A 19,879-nucleotide genomic window follows, 5' to 3' on the forward strand; every position below is an offset into this window, starting at 1 on the left:
ATATTCGAAATTTATTTACCTAAAGAGGATTATCATGAACAAAATTGAAAGATTAATATCGATCATAATGATCTTGCTGCAAAAGAATGTCGTATCAGCCACCGAATTTGCGAAATTATTCAATGTGTCCAAAAGAACGATTCTACGTGATATGGAAACACTTGGATTATCTAACATTCCCATTTATTCTATAAATGGAGTGAACGGTGGATACGGGATTATGGATGAATACAAAATAGACAAACGACTTCTAAGTAGCAAAGATTTAGAAAATATACTAACTGCACTGGGCGGATTAGGGAAAATTCTCTTTAGTGACGAAGTAGAATCAACGCTTAAGAAGATTGAATCGATGATAGGTTCAACGATTTCGGGAGGTACAATTCAACTGTCTTTTTATAATTGGGATGGTCGTCCTGAAATTGTCCAAATCTTAAAGACCTGTCAGGAAGCAATAGAGCAAGGAAGGTTACTTACATTCGATTATATAGATCAAAGTGGGGTCAAGTCACAGAGACGGGTCGAGCCATACCAACTTCATTTTAGTGAAATGAGTTGGTATTTGAAGGGGTTTTGTTTAGATCGAATGGAGTATCGAACGTTTAAACTGTCCAGAACGGATAATCTGAATATCGATATTAAAACATTTATTGCTAGAGATTATATGACTGAACAGAAAACAGAGCAATATTATCAACCGAATCTAATTACAATTAAAGTATTGATCTCACATCGAATAAAAGATCAATTTATTGAAAGATACGGTCAAAAAAGGATTGAGGCTCACAATTCCGAACTGCTTATAGCCGAAATAGATATGCCGCAAAACCACTTTGGATTCCGGTTTTTAGCTAGCTTTGGAACGGATTTGGAAATCATAGAACCTAAAGCATATGTTGAAGAATTTCGAGAGTTTCTAAATGCCATGATAAATAAATATGTCTAAGAACCCATATCTTAATTCTGTTGAATGTTTCTTCTTTGTATAGGCCGGTCTCTTTTTATGATAAGAAGGAGGTATTTAGTTATGGAAAAAGCGATCTACTTAATTACAGGCGTAATGGCTTCTGGTAAGTCAACAGTGTCGGAGCTGCTGGCTTCCAAGCTGGGAAAAGCCGTGCATCTGCGTGGTGATATATTCCGTCGCATGATTGTATCCGGCCGCGAAGACATGTCCGCTGAACCGTCGGAAGAAGCATTCCGTCAATTATATTTGCGTTATCAGTTAGCCGCAAATGCCGCAAAAACCTATTATGAGAATGGTTTTTCTGTTGTTTTGCAGGATAATTACTACGGCGCGGAATTAGTCTATATGATGGAGCAGTTAAAGGATTACCCGGTTCAGTTAGTTGTGCTGTGTCCGAAGGTAGAAGTGGTAAAAGAGCGTGAAAAATCAAGAGGAAAAGTGGGGTACACTGGCTTCACGGTAGAGAATTTGTATTCAGACTTTTTGAAGGAAACGCCTCAAATCGGATTTTGGCTGGATAGTTCGGAGCAGTCCGCTGAACAATCAGTGAACGATATTTTACTGCATTTTAGATGAAAACCAATGACTAATTTCAAGTCGCAAAAAGTCACAGAATGCTCCGAATATGTAGTTTTTTAAACTTTGTACAATGCATAATGATCATTAAAATATGCAATAATAAAGTCCCGGAAATTTCTGGTGGAGGAGGATAAATGTCTATCCTTCACCCAAGATAGCCCCACTGGATAGGTGGGATTAATATCTGCGATTCTGACGTAATTCAAATCCAACTTTCTACAGACCGAGATAGGGATTAACGAGATACCCTGATTGACCTTAATAATCTCCGCGAGTAAATGAGAGTCCACCTCGAATATATTCTTGGGAGTGAATCCTGCTTTTTTGCAAAGCTCGGTTGTAAAAAAGCTATATTCCTCATTATTAGCAAGGGAAATAAAAGATTCTTCGGCCAATTTGCTTAACGAAATTTCAGATTTTGTCGCAAACTTGTGTGTGGAAGGTAAAACCAGCACGATATCTTCATTAATAAGGACACAACTCTCAATCTCATCGTCCGCTATAGGTGGACCTGCGATCCCCAAATCAATATCCCCTTTTTTTAAGCTTGCAAGGATGTCATTTCTAGCTCCAAGTCCCTGTTGTATATTGGTATCCGGACACTGGGTAATATACCTGGTGATCAGTCCTGATAGGAATCTGGGATTTGAAATCGATATTTTGATGGTATGGGCCATTTCGTTATCCTGCGTTTGTATTTCCATTCTTGCATTTTCAATTTCGGTGAAAATCCTGTTGACATGTTTCAAGAGGATTTTTCCGGATACATTCAATTGAATATTTCTTCCTTTCCGATCAAATAAGGTTGTACCCAATTCATCCTCAAGTCTCTTTATCGTCAGGCTTAAAGAAGGCTGAGCAATATTTAATTGTTCGGCAGCCTTAGATATATGTTCTGTATAAGCGACGGTCTGAAAGTATTTCAATTGAAGCAGCTCCACTATAGTGCACCTCTTATATTTATTATAATAAATGAGTTTATATATTATCATGTATTAGATTAAATGTAAATTGAGATGTAAAATGGGTTTTGTAATCATCATTTCGGTAGAGAAATCAGACAACAGAATGAAGAAATTAGAGATCGGAAGGTGTCGTTCAGATGAGAAAGGAAGAAGTGGTTAAGCAATTTACAACTCCGCTGGATGCAGGGGCATTTCCTTTGGGACCATATCGTTTCTATAATCGCGAATACTTGAACATTTTATATAGAACCGATCTAGAACGCTTAAGAAAAATCGTTCCGGAGCCATTGGAAGTTACCTCTCCGATTGTAAGGTTTGAGATTATGAAAATGCCGGATGTAACAGGCCTTGGTTCCTATACAGAGTGTGGACAGGTGATACCTGTTAACTTTGAAGGGGAGGAAGGAGATTATCTCCACGCAATGTACGTAGACAGTTTTCCTGCAATCGCATCAGGCAGGGAAATAGGAGCCTATCCTAAAAAAATGGGTAAACCCAGTTTGTATGTAGATTCCGACACATTGGTTGGACTTATGGATTATGGCTCTTTGAGAGTGGCTACCGCGACTATGGGATATAAGCATTTTCCGCTTGATCATTCGGAGGCGCTACAAGAGATTGTTAAACCAAATTATATGCTGAAAAAGATGCCTGATTATGACGGATATCCAAGAATCTGTGAATTGGTACGGAGCCAAATTACGGATATTAAAATTCAGGGCGCCTGGTCAGGTCCTGCAAGACTGGAGCTATTCGCTCATGCTCTTGCGCCAATGGCAGATTTGCCTGTACTTGAGGTTGTTTCAGCTTCCCATATCATAACAGAGCTTTCGCTGCCTTCTCCAACAGTTATATATGATTATTTAGCTGATGAAAAATAAACGTCATTAAAAGCAATCAAACATAAAAGGTAGGGGAATTCCATATGAGAATTGCAATTTTAGGAGCAGGTTCCTTAGGAACCATCGCTGGTGCATATATTGCTGCCGGCGGACAAAATGTAGAGTTGATCGATGTCTATCAAGCACATGTTGATGCATTAAACCAGACAGGGGCCCAAATTACTGGCACTACGGATTTCCAGGCAAAGGTGACTGCCATTACTCCTGAGGATATGTCAGGAACATATGATTTAATCTTGCTTTTAACTAAACAGCTATATAACGAGTCTGTCCTTCAAGATCTGTTGCCGTTTTTAAACGACCAAAGTGTTGTGCTTTCCTTGCAGAACGGTATCCCTGAAGAGAAGGTGGCTTCCATTGTTGGCCGAGAACGGGTCATTGCCGGATCTGTTGAATTTGGTGCTACGTTTATTGAACCAGGAGTATCAAGACTTACAACAGAGTTTAGCCGCTTTAAGCAGTATGCTTTTCAAATTGGTGAATTAAATGGTGAAACAACCGAAAGAATTCAACAGATCAAATCTATACTAGACCTTGTGGGTGGAACACATATTTCCGATAATCTGGTGGGCACGAAGTGGTCTAAATTGCTTATTAACAATGCATTTAGCGGCCTATCTGCAGCACTAAACGTGGAGTATGGCGTTGTGCTTGACCATGATATTAGTATCGTAAGTGCCGTCCGTATTGCCAATGAAACGATCAAAGTTGGACACGCAAATGGTGTGAAATTTGCCACGATGAGCGGCTTTGATATTGAATCTTTGGAAATACAAAGTGAAGAGGATATCCCGGAACGAATTAAAACACTTCGGGTTCTCATGGAGTCGTCCAGACTGTTAAAAGCAAGCATGCTACAGGATCTCGAAAAGCAACGGAAGACCGAAATTGATTATATCAATGGAGTAGTTCCGCGCTCAGCTTCAGGCAAACAAATCTCAACACCTTATAATGATATGGTTGTAAGATTAGTCAAACAAGCTGAAGAATCTCAAACTGTGCCTAATTTCGAGATTAATATTAAGTTCTTTGAAGAGCTTAACAATAACAGATGATGTGAGTGAGTTATAGATCGCCAGAAAACGTGTTGAGGAGATAATTCCTCAATGCGTTTTTTTATCGCTAAACGTTTCCTTAAAGTTAAGGGCAATTGGGATAATGTCCCATAGTAGATCTCAGTAGAAACAGCAGATAATAAAAACACGGCCATGCTCAAAGTTATTTGTTTTTAACTATCCACTACTTACGGGCAATATAAGCTTAATCTCTTTTGTACACCTGCTAAGATTACTTCTGGCATCTCCTTGATCTTGATATCTCCACCTAAGAAAAGCAACCAATTGGTTATTTCGGTTAATTCTTCTGCATGATGAACATTGATGAAGGTCTTTATAACGGCTGTGGTTTGGTAAGGGTTCGTATAAGAAAGTGAAAGCTTTAAAGGATGGTATTTCTTGAATTGGCCAATCGCTTTTGGACCCAGTTCAAGGACAAGGTTAATCATTTCCTCCTGCTTACTTAGTTGTTCTAAAATCTTTTTCTTACTTAACTTTTTTTTCACAGGGAATAATTCTATATGGGTGAGATTATCGACAGATAAAATCCGTCTCTTTTCTTCCTCTAAGTCAAAGCCTTCAATGAGCCATAGGCTTTTTTCACGATAAAGGTGCAAAAGATAAATGGGATAAGACTTTATTTCCATCTCTTCTTGGACGGTAACCAACAGATAGTTCTCTATAAGAAGAAGCTGTATGAGTTTTTCCAACATAGGGTGGGGCAGGTCTGACAGATCAAGCAAGTCGGGATTATGGGGGTTGGTTCCTTCAAAAAGCAATATTTGATTTAAAAGAACAAGGTCATCTTGCTGATTTTCGGAGATGAGGCCCAGTAACTTTTCGGTTAAAGTTTGACGACTCTTCAGATAAGGAAGTTGTTGATTTCGGGTTGCCATAAAGGCGAGAAAAAGAGCTTTGATTTCATTATCCGTAAAGCGGACCGTAGGCAGGACAGAGTTGTTCATGACAAAATAACCCCCATCCCTCCCAACTTCAGCGACAAGCGGCATACCCATAGCTTCAATTTCTCGGATATCTCGAATAGCGGTCGAACGAGAGATGTTAAATTCCCGCATGATTTCGGAAATGGTAAAGTGGGCGCGGTTATTGATATACCTCATGATGATATTGATCCGTTCAACTTTTTTCATGGGTCCCCCTAAACAGTATCATAATTTGACATGATTTAAGGTTATTATAAACCCATCAAGTGAAAAGACAAATCCATTGATAAATTTAAAGAGGACGGTGTTAGGAATGAGTAATTACAATATTGAGGAAAAAGACAGCTTTATCGTTTTAGGTATAGGAACTGAGCTTAAGAGCCACTACACCGACTTTGCTGGTATTAACAAAGAAAAGGTGGATTTTTGGTCGGCTGTGAAAGAAGATGGAAGCCTGGATGCTTTAAAAGCTATAGCGACAAATGACTATATTTTTGCCGTGAACGAAGCGGTGAATAACAAGATGATGCATTATGCGGGCGTCATGACAGAAGAAACACTGCCAGAAGCAACCAGAGTAATCCAATTCCCCAAGGGAGAATACCTGGTCGTTAAAGGGGAAGGGACAACATCTGATGAGTTGAGTAATAACCTTACTGGCGTTGCATTCGGACAAGTTCTACCAGCGGAAACGAATTATGCATATGTTGGTGGGCCAAATACTACGGTTGAGATGGGACAACAAAACGGCTTGTTATTTGGTGAAATATGGATTCCTGTTGTTAGGAAATAAGGTAAAGGAGAGATCGGAATGTCATATATCGTTGATTTTAAAAATGTGTCTACAGTCGGTCTAGAGTCCTCACCAGTAGCAGCAGCGCTTGCAGGTTTGCGTGCAAATGAAGCCCGTTATTTTATGAACAAATATAAGCATGAATTTACGGTTGTTCCTGCTAGCGAAAGTCAGGACACCCTTGACTATGTAACACGAATTTTGAAGGAAGAACGTGATATTGAGTTTGCAGCCAAGCCCTTGGAAACATCAGCTTTTCAAGTGGAAAACATTCGATTCTCCTACGTCTTTTATGAAGATGGTCTTGGACTCAATGTCATGTATACGGTGGATGACCCTAAGAAGCGGGCCGTGGGTTTTAAGCTTTCTGAGGGGATGGAAGTTCCAGCGGAGTTAGAAGGCAAGTTTAAGTTTGCCAGACAGAAATCTAAGTTAGCTGGAACCATTCGGGGCTCATTTTTTGTAATCAAGAGAGAGTATTGAAGTGGGCAAAAGTGCATGTGGAAGAAGCTGAGCATAGCCCCATTGAAAGTCGCTGTATTAGCGGCTTTTTTTGTTTTATCTGTGCAACTAGCTTTGGAGAATCTCTTTCTTGGTTTCATCTAAAAAAGCAGATAGCGCCGGTGTAATGAGGGTGTCTTTTCGTTTAATAAACATGGTCGTTACTGAAGAATACTTCTCCGGTAAGGAGTGGCAGGTTACCTTGTCACGGACTTCATAATCCGCAATGATGGAATAAGGCAGTAAAGTAATACCCATACCAGCACTAACACAAGCAATTATCGTTTCGAGGGTTCCAAATTCCATTAATTTCACAGGCAATAATCCTTCTTCTTGCAGGAGAGTGTTAAGTTTGGCTCGGTATGAACATCCTTTGGGAAAAACCAGCATCGTATGATTTTGTAAATCATGGATTGATTGTATCAAGGGATGTTTGGGTGAAGTGACAAGAACAAGTTTCTCATTGATGACTTTGTCCTGCGTGAGATCTGCGTGTTCTATCGGACCGGAAACAAAAGCTCCATGCAGTTCATAATGCAGAACTCCATGAAGCAGCTTTTCTGTTGGCCCTGTAACTAAAGAGAAATCAACATTCGGATATTTCAAATGATATTGCGCGAACACGGAAGGCAGCCGGACCGCTGCAGTTGTTTCCATAGAACCGATAACGAGAGGACCTGAAGGAATGGAGCTGCTTCCTACTGCGGCTTTGGCTTCGTTAATGGTATGTAGAATCTTTTCGGCGTAACCGACTAAAATTTGTCCTGAAGGAGTAAGTGTAACTCCCTTTTTGTGACGGTAAAATAATGCGGTCTGAAGATCGGCCTCTAACTGTTGAATTTTGTTTGTAACATTGGACTGAGCATAATTTAGTTTTTTCGCTGTTTTGGAAATACTTCCTTCTTGAACGGTTTGAATGAAAATTTCCAGTAAGTGAATATCCAAGTTGACCCTCCTTTAGAAAACAATCTATCTGAAATCATGATATGTAACATCTGATTTACGGATTATACAAGATGGATAAACTCGATGTAAACTATAAAGAATGGAATCTGAATTGATGGGGAGGAAACCTCGATGTCTATTCAATTAAACAATAAGCTCTGTGAAAGCTTCAATATTCGTTATCCAATCGTTCTTGCGGGGATGGCCGGTATTGCAAACATGGCACCCCTGGTCGCTGCGGTTTCTAATGCAGGTGGGTTAGGGACGTTAGGCGCTGCGTATATGAGTCCTGAGGAACTAAGAGGCGCCATACACGAGATTAAAAAACGGACGCAAGCACCGTTTGCCGTAAATATTTTTGCTCATGTTGGACCGGATCATTATACGAATTTTGATGCGGTAAACGAAGAGTTGACCCCGATTCGAGAATCCTTGGGTGTGAAGCAGCGTGCTCAAGATGAAATACGTACACCCAATCATTTTGAAGAACAGTTTGATATCTTGTTGGACGAAAAAGTTCCGATTATTAGTACAACGTTTGGATTACTTTCCGAGCATCATATGCAGAAGGCAAAATCGTTAGGCATCAAAATTATGAGTAAGGTCACCACGGTAGAGGAAGCTATTCAAGCGGAGATGCGCGGATGTGATGTCATTGTTGCTCAAGGTAGTGAAGCAGGAGGGCATCGAGGAACTTTTGATGTATCATCTCAGCTCAGTGGAGCAAATATCGGAACCATGGCACTTGTCCCACAAATTGTAGATCATGTCCATATTCCAGTCCTTGCGGCAGGCGGAATTATGGATGGTAGAGGGCTGGTGGCTTCACTTGCTTTGGGAGCACAAGGGGTGCAAATGGGGACTCGTTTCTTGACATCAGTTGAGTCTGGTGCACATGAGGTATATAAACGTGCGTTGCTTGATAGCACAGAGGAAAGCACTGTAATTACAAATGCCTTTTCTGGACGGCCAGCGCGTGGCATCAAGAACGACTTTATACAGCATTGGGAAGCATCCAGTATTAAGCCGCTAACCTTTCCTACCCAAAATACATTAACTCGCGAGATCAGGAATGCTTCTGCTAAGCAAAATAATCCCGAGTATATGGCCCTTTGGGCAGGTCAGGGAACGAGAATGTTAACAGATAACCAATCTGCAAGCGATATCATTAATCAAATGGTAGAAGAAGCCAGAGCTATCATTTAGTAGTGATTATAATTTCACATCCAGCGAATAGCGATCGCGAAGTACTGACAAATGGTGGAGCTCATGTCCAGCCAAAATATAGGCGATCGATCGAGCTGAAGCAGGATTATCACTGACGATCCCTCTACAGAGCCAAGCTTCTGGTGTGAGGCGACGGAGCATAAGAATGGTTGAGCGGCGTGTGACGGCATATTCTTCGTTCAGATCGACTGCGGTATACGCATTGAAGGGTTGGCTCTGCATAAGCACGTCCTGATCGTAGCCAGGATGATTCGCTTTGTCACCTCTGGCGATGCGAAGCAGTCGGCCGCTCATGATACGTTCGTTATCCAAAAGGTGGCCGATGACCTCCTTCACGCTCCATTTGCCTTCGGCGTAACGATAATTTGCTTGCTCCTCTGTTAATGAAGAAAGCAAAGTTTGTACGATGTTGGCCTGCTGCTCTAACCTTTCGATGATATTTCCTTCAGGAATAAGCCGGATGTAACCTTCATAAAAAGCTGCATATTCCGCTGTAGTAGGTCTTTCAACCATGTAAATGCCTCCTTTGGGATTCATAGCTCTGGAATATATTGTAGCATATATCTTACTTCCAGCATTGAAATTGGGCCCTCCGCTTTATGGGCGGAAGGGCCGATTTCATGTGATTTGCACAGTTTTATGGTTGGGCTGTTCCACATTCAATCCGTACGTCGTATCCCTTTTTGTTGAACAAATTTCTCCAAAATCGAAAAATCCTCAGTCACTTCTTTGAATGGTAGTGTGTCCAGCACCTGTTCCCGATAATTCTTTTTTGCCGCTGCGCTGAGACGGGAGTCTAGTATGCTGAGTATGCCAAGATCCGTTTCACTGCGAATCAAGCGTCCCGTTCCTTGCCTTAACCGGAGAAGCATATCCGGTACAAACACCTCCATGAACGAATTCTTCGTTACAGATGCCTTATATTCATAAATAGGGTCCGAAGGAACAGGGAAGGGCAGCCGGAAAATAATGACCTGTGACAGGTCAGAACCCTCGATATTCACGCCTTCCCAGAATACACCTGTACCCAGGAGCACACCTTTGCTTTTCCTGAATTCGGTGATAACACTGTCCTGGGAAGATCCTTCTTTCTGAATATGAACTGCCCATGTATATTCATCAGGCCTTGAAATCAGCTTCTTATGAATGTATTTCATGTCTTCCTTTGCTGAAAAAAGGACGATCGTTCTTCCTTGTGTTAAATCACAGAGTTGAACCAATTCGTTGTAGGCTGCTTCAAGATAGTCTTCGCGCTGGTCATGGTGGTAATATGGGACTACGTTCGAGATGTACATCATGGTATGGTTGGTGTAATCAAAAGGGGAGGATTTTCGATCCATAAAATCACCCTTATAACCGAGGGACTGCGTCAAATAAGAGTATTGTTCCTCCAGCGTATCCCCGCCTTGGCACAGCGTTGCCGACGTTAGGATAACAGGCGCTTTGCCATTAAATAAAGCATACTTCAGAAATTGGCTTATATCTTTGGGACAGATGCTGATCGTGGCTACTCCCAAGGGACTGCTTGCCCATATGAGATAGTTATCCTCTATTTCAGCCAAAACATGGATGAGGGTAATAAGCCCGTTTATGGCTTCGAAAGCGTCATCAATCTCCCGCTCGTGGCGGGAGGTCAAAATGGAAAGGCGAAGACTGAGATCTTTCAAATCGTTTGAGACTTGATATAACGGTATTCCTTTGATCTCCGACACTTTTATACGGTCGCTATCCTGCTTGGCATGGTGGAGCAGATCCGCATTTATCTGTTGGAAGATGCGTTCAATACATTTTTTTATAAGCTTGGATTGTGAGAAGAGACTTTTATCCCCGGACTGCTTCGTTAGAAGCTGTACAGTATTATCCAGAATGCGGCTGATTCCCCGATAAGTGAACTCAAGCGTTCTGGCATCTCGAACTTTTGCTTCCAGATTATGCGCTTCATCAATGACGATCAGAGCCGGCTGTTCTGAGATGATACTCTTGGTTCCTTCTTTTTTCTTCATCAAATCCCGTATGAGCAGGTCCTGGTTCACAATAATAAAATCAATCTCATGAGCCTTTGCATTTAATTTAGCTCTCATATCGTAAAACAAGCACGCATTTTTATGATGGCAACGTTCAAATTTGCAATCATTTACGGAAAAGTTGGACCATTCGGCATCACTAATTCCAGCTTTAATATCCGCTCTTTCATCAATTTCAAAATCTAAAATGCGCTGGGCAAGGGTAGACAGTGAGGAGTTCGGATTATCAGGCCTGCTCCATTCCGCGGCCCTACTTCGGCACGCATACTGCCCCATACCTTTCCCAACGACAGAGCGAACTGTTGTGAAGCCCAACCTGCTACCAATGACTCTTAAATCTTTATGTATCTGTTCCGAAAGCTGAATGGAGGATGTAGCTATAATGACCGGTTTCTGCGACATTTGATTCATGAGCAGGCTCGGTATCAGGTAGCCAAAAGACTTACCGATTCCGACACCAGCTTCAATCATGGCGTTATGCCCGTGGATATAAGCATCGGCTATATCGAGAGACATTTCTTGCTGCCCGATTCGCTCTCTAAGACCAATTCGAGGGAACCGATCATAGATTCGGAAGATGGCGTTAACCAAAGATCGTTCGATTTCCTTTTTTGATTCCCGTTTATTTATCTTATAGAGATCATTTAACCAGTTAATAACGAGCGCCCCCCTTCCAAATGAAAGATCCTCTTGTAGGAATTTTTTAGTCAAACTGTAATTATCTTAGATACTGAGATAACAGTCAAGTGTTCATAAGGAAGCGGTGGAAGGTAAGCAACCAGCCAATTGGTCAGATACGAAAAAACATTGGGCCGAATAAGACGAAGACAGTAATATGAAGACAAGGAGAAGAGCGAACAGGGCACACCAGTGCTTTGTTCGCTCTTCTTAATCAACGGTTGGAATTGATTAATTGAAATTCTTATAATAAACCAAATGATCTGTCCACTCATCGTTTTCGTGTATGAAACCTTTGCGAACACATTCAAATTCCATGCCTACACTTTCCGCAAGTTTCATAGAAGATATATTATCCATATTAATATGGGCTTCTATACGGTGGAATTTCAGTTGTTCAAATGCAATAAGAAGAGCTTCATTCACGGCTTCTTTGCCGTAGCCTTTTCTCCAATACTGATTATGGATGGTATATCCGAAGCTTGCCCATTGAAAATCCGCTCTTGCTAAAGTCGCAATATCAATCATACCCAGATGTGTACCATCTTCCTTTCTAAATACACCAAATACATAAACGGCATCTGTACGCGCTAACTCTTGATGTCGATCTACAAGATGATGAAACCAATCCGGTGTACATTCAGTCATATCCATTTTCCCTTTATCGTGGCGGTGTTGGGAGGGAAAACGGTTTTCAAATGCATTTAACCAATTTTCATAGTCGTCTTTCTTTAAAGGTCTTATTATTAACCGTTCTGTCTCTGAAATATAATCAAATTGTTCTGCATTCAATCCCAAGTGACATCTCCTCTGAATTATCTTTTTTCATTTACATCATTAAGCAATCCAAGTTTATCATAGGTTACATCTGTTGAGAACAAGAACGAAAGGGACATCCATTTGATTAGAAATCACAATTAATAGGGCAGTTAGACATCTTTGCAATAAATGGTTTAATGGTAAAATAGTGAAAATGGTACATGTTGGAGGATGCTCATGTATAAACTGATGATCGTAGAGGATGAACTGCTCATGCGGGTTGGAATTCGTTCCATGCTAAACTGGGAAGACTACAATTTCTATGTTGCGGGAGAAGCGGGGAACGGGAAGGAAGCGTTGGAACTCGCGCTAGAAGTGACCCCTGATCTAATTATTACCGATATCAAGATGCCGATCATGGATGGGTTAGAGCTCATACAAGAGGCATCTTGTTTATTGAAAACCTGTAAATATGTCATCCTGAGCAATTTTGACGAATTCCATTATGTAAAAGAGGCACTGAAGCTTGGGGCTGTAGACTACTTGATTAAAAGTGAGATTACAGAAACCTCTCTAGTTGATCTTCTTATCACCATTGAAGAGAAATTAAAAAGTGAACGTGACACTAAGACCAACGTACCATTTATGACACACGACTATTTCAAGAGCCTGAGACATCTAAAAGATAGCTTCTTCCAAGATGTTGTAAGCGGATTCATAAATGAAAAGGATATGGTTCCCAAAGCTGAAGAAATGCATTTCCGTATACGATCAGACAAGTTGGTCGTCATCCAGTTTATTGTGGACTATTACGAGGAAGCGAAGAGGAAATATGTCGAGAAGGGGGAAAAACTACTTCGATTCTCTATTCTGAATATTATGGAAGAGATCATTCCATCCAAATGGGAGAAAGAGATTTTCGTGGAAAGCTCCTCTGAATATTGGGTTATTGTCAATGTTCTTCCTGGGAGTGAGTCTGTGCAAGCTGATCTAAACAAACTATGTAATAAGCTTCTGTCTTCAATCAAAGATTTTATGAATCTGTCACTCTCAGCGGGTGTAAGTACAATCGTTTCCGATTTCCATGGCATAAGACAGGCATGTCGAGAAGCGGAATTCGCCCTAAAACAAAGTTTCTTTAAAGGCAGTAACCAGATACTGTATTACGCGGACGTGATTCAAGCTCCATCTCGGAGAGAAGTGAATGGAATGCTCAGTCCGGAGCAAGAACGAGATTTCCTCAAATTATGGGTGAGTAAAGATAACAAAAAGGCGGAGGAGTTCCTTGAAGAAATTCGCTCTGATCTGGAGGTGCAACGAGCAGATGAGAGCAGTATTCGCAAGCAATATATCATGGTGATGGAAACCATACACTCCCATCTCTCACGAGTTACTGAAAGAGGCAAGCTTTCATTTACCGAGAGATCGCCTTACGAAATCGTTTTGAGAGGAGAGTATTGGGAGGATATTCACCAAGATATGCTGGCTCATATCGCGTATTACTTTAAAACCGATTCCCAGATCATGCAGGAACGTTCCTACACAGACCTCGCCATTGAGTTAATGGACAAGTATTATGCTGAGGATATTTCGTTGCATAGTATTGCTAGCCAGATCAGTGTCAATCCTTCGTATCTTAGCCGATTGTTTAAGCAGGAAAAAGGAGAGAACTTCATCGCATACCTGACACGAGTTCGGATTGAACATGCCAAGGCTTACCTATTGAGCAGGGAACTGAGAGTATATGAAATCGCTGACAAGGTGGGCTACCATAATTACACGTACTTCAGTAAGATTTTCAAAAAATCGGTAGGATTCACTCCTGAGGAATATCGAGATCAACAGCAGGGACTCATGTAATCGGTGAATAGAGGTGCAGCATATGAAGCATGCCCGGCTCTTACCAATCAAGTACAAAATCATGGTGATATGCATCACAGTCATCATTCTTCCAGTACTTGTGATGACGATTAGTTCGTATTACTCTTCTGAGCGATTACTGGCACAGAATTATACAAATCTGCTCAACGATCTGGCCAAGCAGACGAATATTCGCATTGACGAGTTCCTAAAGGAGATTGAGAAGATCACACTGCTTGCCAGTAATGGACTGAGCGACAATTTATCTGCAACCCATGAAGGAAGCTTTCCGATCCAGGATTTCCTGCGAGAGGGTGATGAACAAAATGAGATTGCCGCATACAATATTTTGATGAATTATATCATGATGAAGGATCGCGTATTTTCCATCTACCTCTATAATTTGAACGGGGGACAAGATCTGTTCGTCAGTCCTAACCAGCCTATTGACCCGGACTTCAAAGTGGCGAACGAATTGTGGTTTAAAAAGTTCATGCATGATAATGATCGAACCATCACGTTGACAACCCGAATCGATGAGCAATTGGAGAATAAAATTCTGGCAGTGTCACACGCTCGTAAAATTCATGATGTGGCTAGCGGGGAACTGCTTGGCGTGATTGTCGTCAGCATTGATATAAAGTTCATCGAAATCGTTAATCGTAACTTGCAGGAAGGGCTACGTTCCAGGTTCATGATTGTCGATGAGAATGACAAAATTGTATATAACGTAGATGACCGCTTAATCGGTACATTGTTCCGGGACAACGTTCGTCCTCCCGAATCATTAAATGTTGTGGTGACCAGTCCACTTAGTCAGCAGAAATGGACTACTTACTTATACATGCCTTTGGATGAGCTGACTGCCGACGGCAAAATATTAGGGTATAATCTGGTGACACTGTCCATTGTCCTGGTTCTTTTTGCTGCCATTATTTCAATTTTTCTATCTCATGTCATCACCACCCCCATCAAGAAGCTGCTGCGCAATATCTCCTTGGTCGAGAAGGGGCAGTTTGAACAAGTTGAACATATTCGTTCTCGCGATGAGATTGGGCATTTATCGGTTCGATTTAACAAGATGTCACATGAATTGAAGCGTATGGTTGAGCGGATGCAACAGGAAGAAATAGAGAAGGCAAAGGCCGAGATGCGTGCGCTTCACGACCAGATCAAGCCTCATTTTCTGTATAATACTCTGGGTTCAGTGAAATGGATCGCCTCCATGCAGCAGGCTGACAAAATCGTGGAAATGACCGATGCATTAATCTCGATGCTTCGTTATGCAACTAGATCCGATGGAACCCTTGTAACGATTCGTGAGGAAATCGATAATATAGCGAATTATGTGACGATCCAGAATGTCAGGTACTACGACTCTATTCAGATGAAATATGAGATTGAGGATAGACTGCTCGATTATCGTATGCCCAAAATGATTCTGCAGCCCATTGTGGAGAATGCAATCTTTCACGGTCTGGCCGAGCTTGAAGAAGACGGAGTCATTACCATTCGGATTCAACCACGGGGCAGAGATATTGTGGTCGAAGTCTGCGATAATGGCATTGGTATGGATCAACATATGATCCAGAACTTTATGGAAGATAGGCTCGAAGCAGACAAAGGAACAGGAATTGGCCTGTCTAATGTGCAGCGGCGTATTCAACTTCATTTTGGTAAGCCTTATGGAATACAGGTGGCTAGTCGAATTGGTGAAGGTACGACTTTTACCATTCTGTTACCTGCCATCAAAGAAACACTGTAGTCATAGAAATTATCATGCACACGTTTACAATGTTAGAACGATTCCAAGTATGTTTCGTAGGTTAAACACACGCAAAGAGCTTGCAGGATTAACTGCAAGCTCTTTTGGTTATCCTTTGACACTACCGAGTACCAAACCCTTGGTAAAGTATTTCTGCAAGAACGGATAAACGAGCAAAATCGGAATGGCACCCAAGAACATTTGAGCAGCGCGTCCAGTTCTGGCGTTCATCATCGATAACAGTTGAGTGTAATCGGAGCCGGATTTCAGCATGATTTGCTCAAAGCTCTGCAGCAGGGTCTGTAGGTAGCTTTGTAATGGATAATTGGCTGGATTGTTCATATAGATAATGCCATCGAACCATGAATTCCAATGGCCGACGATACTGAACAAACCGACCGTAGCGAGAGCGGGCTTGAGGAGCGGCAGTAGAATACGAAGCAATACCTGCACAGGCCCTGCACCGTCGATGATCGCTGATTCTTCTATCTCCTCCGGCAAACCTCTAATGAAATTCATAAGAATAATCATACTAAATACGGGCAGAGCTCCGGGCAGGATCAGAGACCAAATCGAATCAATCAAGCCCATTTTGACGACCACCAGATAGGTAGGAATTAATCCTCCGCTAAATAACATGGTCACAATGAAAAATCCCATATAGATATTACGGCCCATCAATTTTTGTTTGGATTTGGATAGTGGATAGGCGGTGAGCACGATCAGAACCAGATTTACAAACGTTCCGAGAACGGTTCGTTGGATCGCCACCCAGAGAGAGGAGAAAAATGACCCTCCAGATAATGCAAATTCATAAGCCTTAGTTGTGAATTCAACTGGCCAGAACGTAACACTGCCCGCGGATACAGCCGAACTGCTACTGAATGAAACAGCCAACAGGTTGATAAACGGCAGGATACATAGGAGAGAGATTAGAAGCAATATGGTGTAGTTTAATAAAAGAAATACACGCCTGCTCATACTTTTATCATAGATCATAATGAACGTTCCTCCTTAGAAGATACGATAGCCAGCCACTCTGTAAGCCAGAATGTACGATACAGCAACGAGAACACTGGAAATGATGGATTTAAATAATCCGACAGCGGTACCAATCGAATACTGTGCCTGTTGAATTCCCAACCGATACACATAGGTATCAATAATATCACCGGTCTGATAGACAACAGGGGAGTAGAGATTATAGATTTGGTCAAAGCCAGCATTGAGTACGTTTCCTAGCGATAATACGGTCATTAAGACAATCGTTGGCATGAGGAGGGGCAAAGTGATGTAGATGGTCTGCTTCCATCGTTTGGCTCCATCAATTACCGCGGCCTCATATAGACCCGGGTCAATACTAGTTAGGGCTGCTAGATATACAACCGTGCCGAATCCGAAGCCTTTCCAGATATCACTCACAATCATCGTCCAAGGAAAAATAGAAGGTGTGCCAAGAAAGGAGATCGGTGCAATACCAAAAACGCCTAAAAACGTATTGATGATGCCGTCGGAGCTAAGGATATCCAGCATGATGCCAGCCATAATGACCCAAGACAGAAAGTTCGGAATATAAACCAGGGTTTGAAATGTACGTTTGACACCACTGTTCAGCACTTCGTTAAGCAGTAATGCGAAAATAACAGGCACGATAATACCCCCGATAATCTTGAAGACAGACATATACAGTGTATTCCAGATGGTTCTTACGAAGTTCGGCTGACTAAATACATGCGAAAAATTGTCCCATCCTACCCACGGCGAGTTGAAGCCGAGACCCGGATTGTATTTTTGAAATGCAATAATAAGCCCGTAAAAAGGGATATAGCTAAAGATGAAGACCAAGACCAGGCTCGGGATCAACATGAGATGGTAGGGGCTTTGCTGCTTCCATTTTCTCAGCATTCATATTCCTCCGTTCTTGGCAACCGTATTATTATTTTCCGTAGGCGTCATTGACTGCCTGAGTCGCTTCATCGCCTCCGGCTGCTCGCCAATTCTGGACGACAACATCGAAATAATCGATACGTTCGCTGCCCATGATGATCTTAGTGAAGCCTTCGGTCAGGATATCATCCAGCGTTGTACCATAGCCCGACAGTACCTCCGGTGAAACACCCCATAGCGCCGTCTTTATGTAGTTCTCGCTATCGAGTACTTTCTTAGCCAGACCATACGCATTCTTGGGAGCACCTTGTTGCAGATAATCACCGACTGCTCCCGGTGTTGCATTCTTCATAAACTCAACACTGTTGTTATATTTCTGCCACATTCCCGAAGTTGTGAGTCCACTGGTATCCTCGGATTGAAGGGCTGCTGATACAGCCTCGAACTGCTCGTAATCTGAATTCGGATTAAGTACACGGAACGCCCCGACCACATGGGCAATATCATTGTCGAGCAAAGCGGATAGTGTTTCATTGGACTCCTTGCCATTGCCCTCATCAACGATATAAGCAAAGTCATTCAGAATCTTAATCACTTCTTGAGGGCTCTTAAATCCCTTTTTCATGACAATATAATTGTTGTTGGCGAAAAAAATAGATTGCTTCGCTTCCTTTCCATCGATGGTAGGGATAATATACGGATAGAAGATCGCGTCTTTACCCAGATTGGCTACTGTATCAACACCAGGATTATAACCCCACCACTGGTAATAAGGCTGTACGCCCACTTTGCCGGCTACGATATCCGCGTTCATCGCATTAAAGTCTTTGATTGCAAATTCCGGGTCAATAATGCCTTGCTTGTACCATTCAGACCACGCAGCCAGTGCATTCTTCATCTCAGGCTGGACTGAGCCATATACTAATTTCCCACTGGTATCTTCCATCCACATATCTGGATGCGCATTCCAAGCAATGGCGAGCAGGTTGAGGTAATCGAGTGATTGATCTACTGCTATTCCATATCCACCATGCTTTTCCATAAATTTGAGTGCAATGTTCTTGATGTCTTCCACCGATTTCGGATCTTGGAGACCCAGTTCTTCTTTCCAATCGTTCCGAATCCAGATGAAATCGGGTTGTTCAATTAATCCCCAGTGCATCTGCGGTATCCCGTACAGTTTGCCGTCCTTTTTACCAGACTCATAGCTATCCGCATCCGTTTCCATATAGCCTTTGAGACGTTCTGAAGCGTGTTGTTCAAAGACATCGGTAAGGTCCATTACCATATCTGCTTCGACTAGCTGCCTTAATTGTGATGGATTAACCCTAAACACGTCGGGGAGATCATTCGATGCTATAGCCAAATTCAATTTGGTATCATACTCATCGCTGACCCAGTCTGTTTTGACATCGATATTAAACTGCTCTTTGTATCGCTTAATCCACACATTGTTTGTGATATCTTCGCCCTTTGGATATTTGGCAGAAGTATATTCTGACGTTACGGTGTGGATGGTTGTTATTCCGCCCTCGTTGGCATCCGAATCGGTATTGGATGTACTTTTCTCGGTGCTGCTTCCATTTGTACAGGCGGCGACCAATAAGGTCGACAGGCATAAAGACAACATCAAAGTTTTGGTTTTCTTGTTCATTTCTTTTCCCCCTTAAGCGTCATATTTGAATACGTTTTCTTGAAAATAGTCTAAACGAGAAAGGGGGAACGGGATATAAAGGTTATTGACGAGAACCCGCATATTTTTTTACTTTTGGGTTAAAGCGGTGAAATGATAAAAGTGGGTTGTGCACTTTTTTTACTTTTCACCAAATCTTTTTTTACTCATGGCCCAATGACAACGACCCAGATATTTTGATTCGATATTATTACATGGCAGCAGTATTAACAAAAACAATAGAATAATCTGGAATTGTAGGATAAGATATAAACATCTGAACAAAAAGGAGCGAATTTCAAATGTCTAACAAGGTGATTGTGCTTTAGGTTCACAGAAGGATATTTGCGTAACAG

18 protein-coding genes are annotated in these 19,879 nt (G+C 41.8%); 9 read left to right on the forward strand and 9 right to left on the reverse strand.

The window, feature by feature from the left end:
* Nucleotides 1-34 precede the first annotated feature (34 nt).
* Both gpAD87_RS08235 and gpAD87_RS08240 read left to right on the forward strand, forming a co-directional pair.
* Nucleotides 35-946, forward strand: a complete 912-nt coding sequence (locus gpAD87_RS08235) for a helix-turn-helix transcriptional regulator (protein ID WP_064637415.1) — start codon at nt 35-37, stop codon at nt 944-946.
* An 81-nt stretch (nt 947-1,027) separates the two neighbouring features.
* Nucleotides 1,028-1,543 carry an AAA family ATPase gene (locus gpAD87_RS08240; RefSeq protein ID WP_063562675.1) on the forward strand — a complete coding sequence of 172 codons (516 nt, stop codon included), beginning with the start codon at nt 1,028-1,030 and terminating at the stop codon, nt 1,541-1,543.
* 59 nt (nt 1,544-1,602) lie between these two features.
* Here the strand turns inward: gpAD87_RS08240 and gpAD87_RS08245 are convergent, their stop codons facing one another.
* Nucleotides 1,603-2,487, reverse strand: a complete 885-nt coding sequence (locus gpAD87_RS08245) for a LysR family transcriptional regulator (protein WP_063562674.1) — start codon at nt 2,485-2,487, stop codon at nt 1,603-1,605.
* 161 nt (nt 2,488-2,648) lie between these two features.
* Between gpAD87_RS08245 and gpAD87_RS08250 the strand changes: the two genes are divergently transcribed.
* Together gpAD87_RS08250 and gpAD87_RS08255 are read left to right on the forward strand one after the other, a co-directional pair.
* Entirely contained in the window at nt 2,649-3,392 is a 744-nt protein-coding gene (locus gpAD87_RS08250) for an acetoacetate decarboxylase (RefSeq protein ID WP_064637417.1), read from the forward strand.
* Nucleotides 3,393-3,436: 44 nt separating this feature from the next.
* Complete coding sequence (locus gpAD87_RS08255) at nt 3,437-4,468, forward strand: ketopantoate reductase family protein (protein WP_063562672.1); 1,032 nt, start codon at nt 3,437-3,439, stop codon at nt 4,466-4,468.
* A gap of 188 nt (nt 4,469-4,656) precedes the next feature.
* Here gpAD87_RS08255 and gpAD87_RS08260 read toward each other — a convergent pair whose 3' ends face one another.
* Nucleotides 4,657-5,619, reverse strand: coding sequence for a helix-turn-helix transcriptional regulator (locus tag gpAD87_RS08260; RefSeq protein WP_064637419.1), 963 nt, complete (start codon nt 5,617-5,619; stop codon nt 4,657-4,659).
* A gap of 106 nt (nt 5,620-5,725) precedes the next feature.
* Between gpAD87_RS08260 and gpAD87_RS08265 the strand changes: the two genes are divergently transcribed.
* Both gpAD87_RS08265 and gpAD87_RS08270 read left to right on the forward strand, forming a co-directional pair.
* Nucleotides 5,726-6,205: a GyrI-like domain-containing protein gene (locus tag gpAD87_RS08265; protein ID WP_063562670.1), complete on the forward strand. Its 480-nt coding sequence runs from the start codon at nt 5,726-5,728 to the stop codon at nt 6,203-6,205.
* 18 nt (nt 6,206-6,223) lie between these two features.
* Complete coding sequence (locus gpAD87_RS08270; protein ID WP_064637420.1) at nt 6,224-6,688, forward strand: hypothetical protein; 465 nt, start codon at nt 6,224-6,226, stop codon at nt 6,686-6,688.
* An 87-nt stretch (nt 6,689-6,775) separates the two neighbouring features.
* On the opposite strand, the gene gpAD87_RS08275 is transcribed toward gpAD87_RS08270, so the two are convergent.
* On the reverse strand, nt 6,776-7,651 hold the full coding sequence (locus tag gpAD87_RS08275; RefSeq protein WP_064637422.1) for a LysR family transcriptional regulator: 876 nt from the start codon (nt 7,649-7,651) through the stop codon (nt 6,776-6,778).
* 132 nt (nt 7,652-7,783) lie between these two features.
* Here gpAD87_RS08275 and gpAD87_RS08280 point away from each other — a divergent pair, with 132 nt between their 5' ends.
* A complete protein-coding gene (locus gpAD87_RS08280; protein ID WP_063562667.1) occupies nt 7,784-8,857 on the forward strand; it encodes an NAD(P)H-dependent flavin oxidoreductase in 1,074 nt (357 codons plus the stop codon).
* 6 nt (nt 8,858-8,863) lie between these two features.
* On the opposite strand, the gene gpAD87_RS08285 is transcribed toward gpAD87_RS08280, so the two are convergent.
* From gpAD87_RS08285 to gpAD87_RS08295, 3 genes are all read right to left on the reverse strand, one after another.
* Nucleotides 8,864-9,391: a DinB family protein gene (locus tag gpAD87_RS08285; protein WP_064637424.1), complete on the reverse strand. Its 528-nt coding sequence runs from the start codon at nt 9,389-9,391 to the stop codon at nt 8,864-8,866.
* A gap of 146 nt (nt 9,392-9,537) precedes the next feature.
* Nucleotides 9,538-11,493, reverse strand: a complete 1,956-nt coding sequence (locus gpAD87_RS08290) for an ATP-dependent DNA helicase (protein ID WP_231952471.1) — start codon at nt 11,491-11,493, stop codon at nt 9,538-9,540.
* Nucleotides 11,494-11,811: 318 nt separating this feature from the next.
* On the reverse strand, nt 11,812-12,378 hold the full coding sequence (locus gpAD87_RS08295) for a GNAT family N-acetyltransferase (protein WP_064637426.1): 567 nt from the start codon (nt 12,376-12,378) through the stop codon (nt 11,812-11,814).
* A 198-nt stretch (nt 12,379-12,576) separates the two neighbouring features.
* Here gpAD87_RS08295 and gpAD87_RS08300 point away from each other — a divergent pair, with 198 nt between their 5' ends.
* The gene (locus gpAD87_RS08300; RefSeq protein WP_064637428.1) at nt 12,577-14,199 is read left to right on the forward strand and encodes a helix-turn-helix domain-containing protein; all 1,623 of its coding nucleotides are present in this window, start codon (nt 12,577-12,579) and stop codon (nt 14,197-14,199) included.
* Between the two features lie 22 nt (nt 14,200-14,221).
* Nucleotides 14,222-15,964, forward strand: coding sequence for a cache domain-containing sensor histidine kinase (locus tag gpAD87_RS08305; RefSeq protein ID WP_064637430.1), 1,743 nt, complete (start codon nt 14,222-14,224; stop codon nt 15,962-15,964).
* Between the two features lie 108 nt (nt 15,965-16,072).
* Here gpAD87_RS08305 and gpAD87_RS08310 read toward each other — a convergent pair whose 3' ends face one another.
* Genes gpAD87_RS08310 through gpAD87_RS08320 form a run of 3 tightly spaced genes read right to left on the reverse strand, consistent with a single transcriptional unit; the run spans nt 16,073 to nt 19,505 of the window.
* Nucleotides 16,073-16,963 (reverse strand): carbohydrate ABC transporter permease, encoded by an 891-nt coding sequence (locus gpAD87_RS08310; protein WP_064637432.1) that lies wholly within the window; start codon nt 16,961-16,963, stop codon nt 16,073-16,075.
* 15 nt (nt 16,964-16,978) lie between these two features.
* The gene (locus gpAD87_RS08315) at nt 16,979-17,869 is read right to left on the reverse strand and encodes an ABC transporter permease (protein ID WP_064637434.1); all 891 of its coding nucleotides are present in this window, start codon (nt 17,867-17,869) and stop codon (nt 16,979-16,981) included.
* A 31-nt stretch (nt 17,870-17,900) separates the two neighbouring features.
* Nucleotides 17,901-19,505 carry an extracellular solute-binding protein gene (locus gpAD87_RS08320; protein WP_064637436.1) on the reverse strand — a complete coding sequence of 535 codons (1,605 nt, stop codon included), beginning with the start codon at nt 19,503-19,505 and terminating at the stop codon, nt 17,901-17,903.
* Nucleotides 19,506-19,879: the final 374 nt, after the last annotated feature.

Origin of the sequence: Paenibacillus sp. AD87 (assembly GCF_001659845.1) — a bacterium.
GTDB classification, from domain to species: Bacteria; Bacillota; Bacilli; order Paenibacillales; family Paenibacillaceae; genus Paenibacillus; species Paenibacillus marchantiae.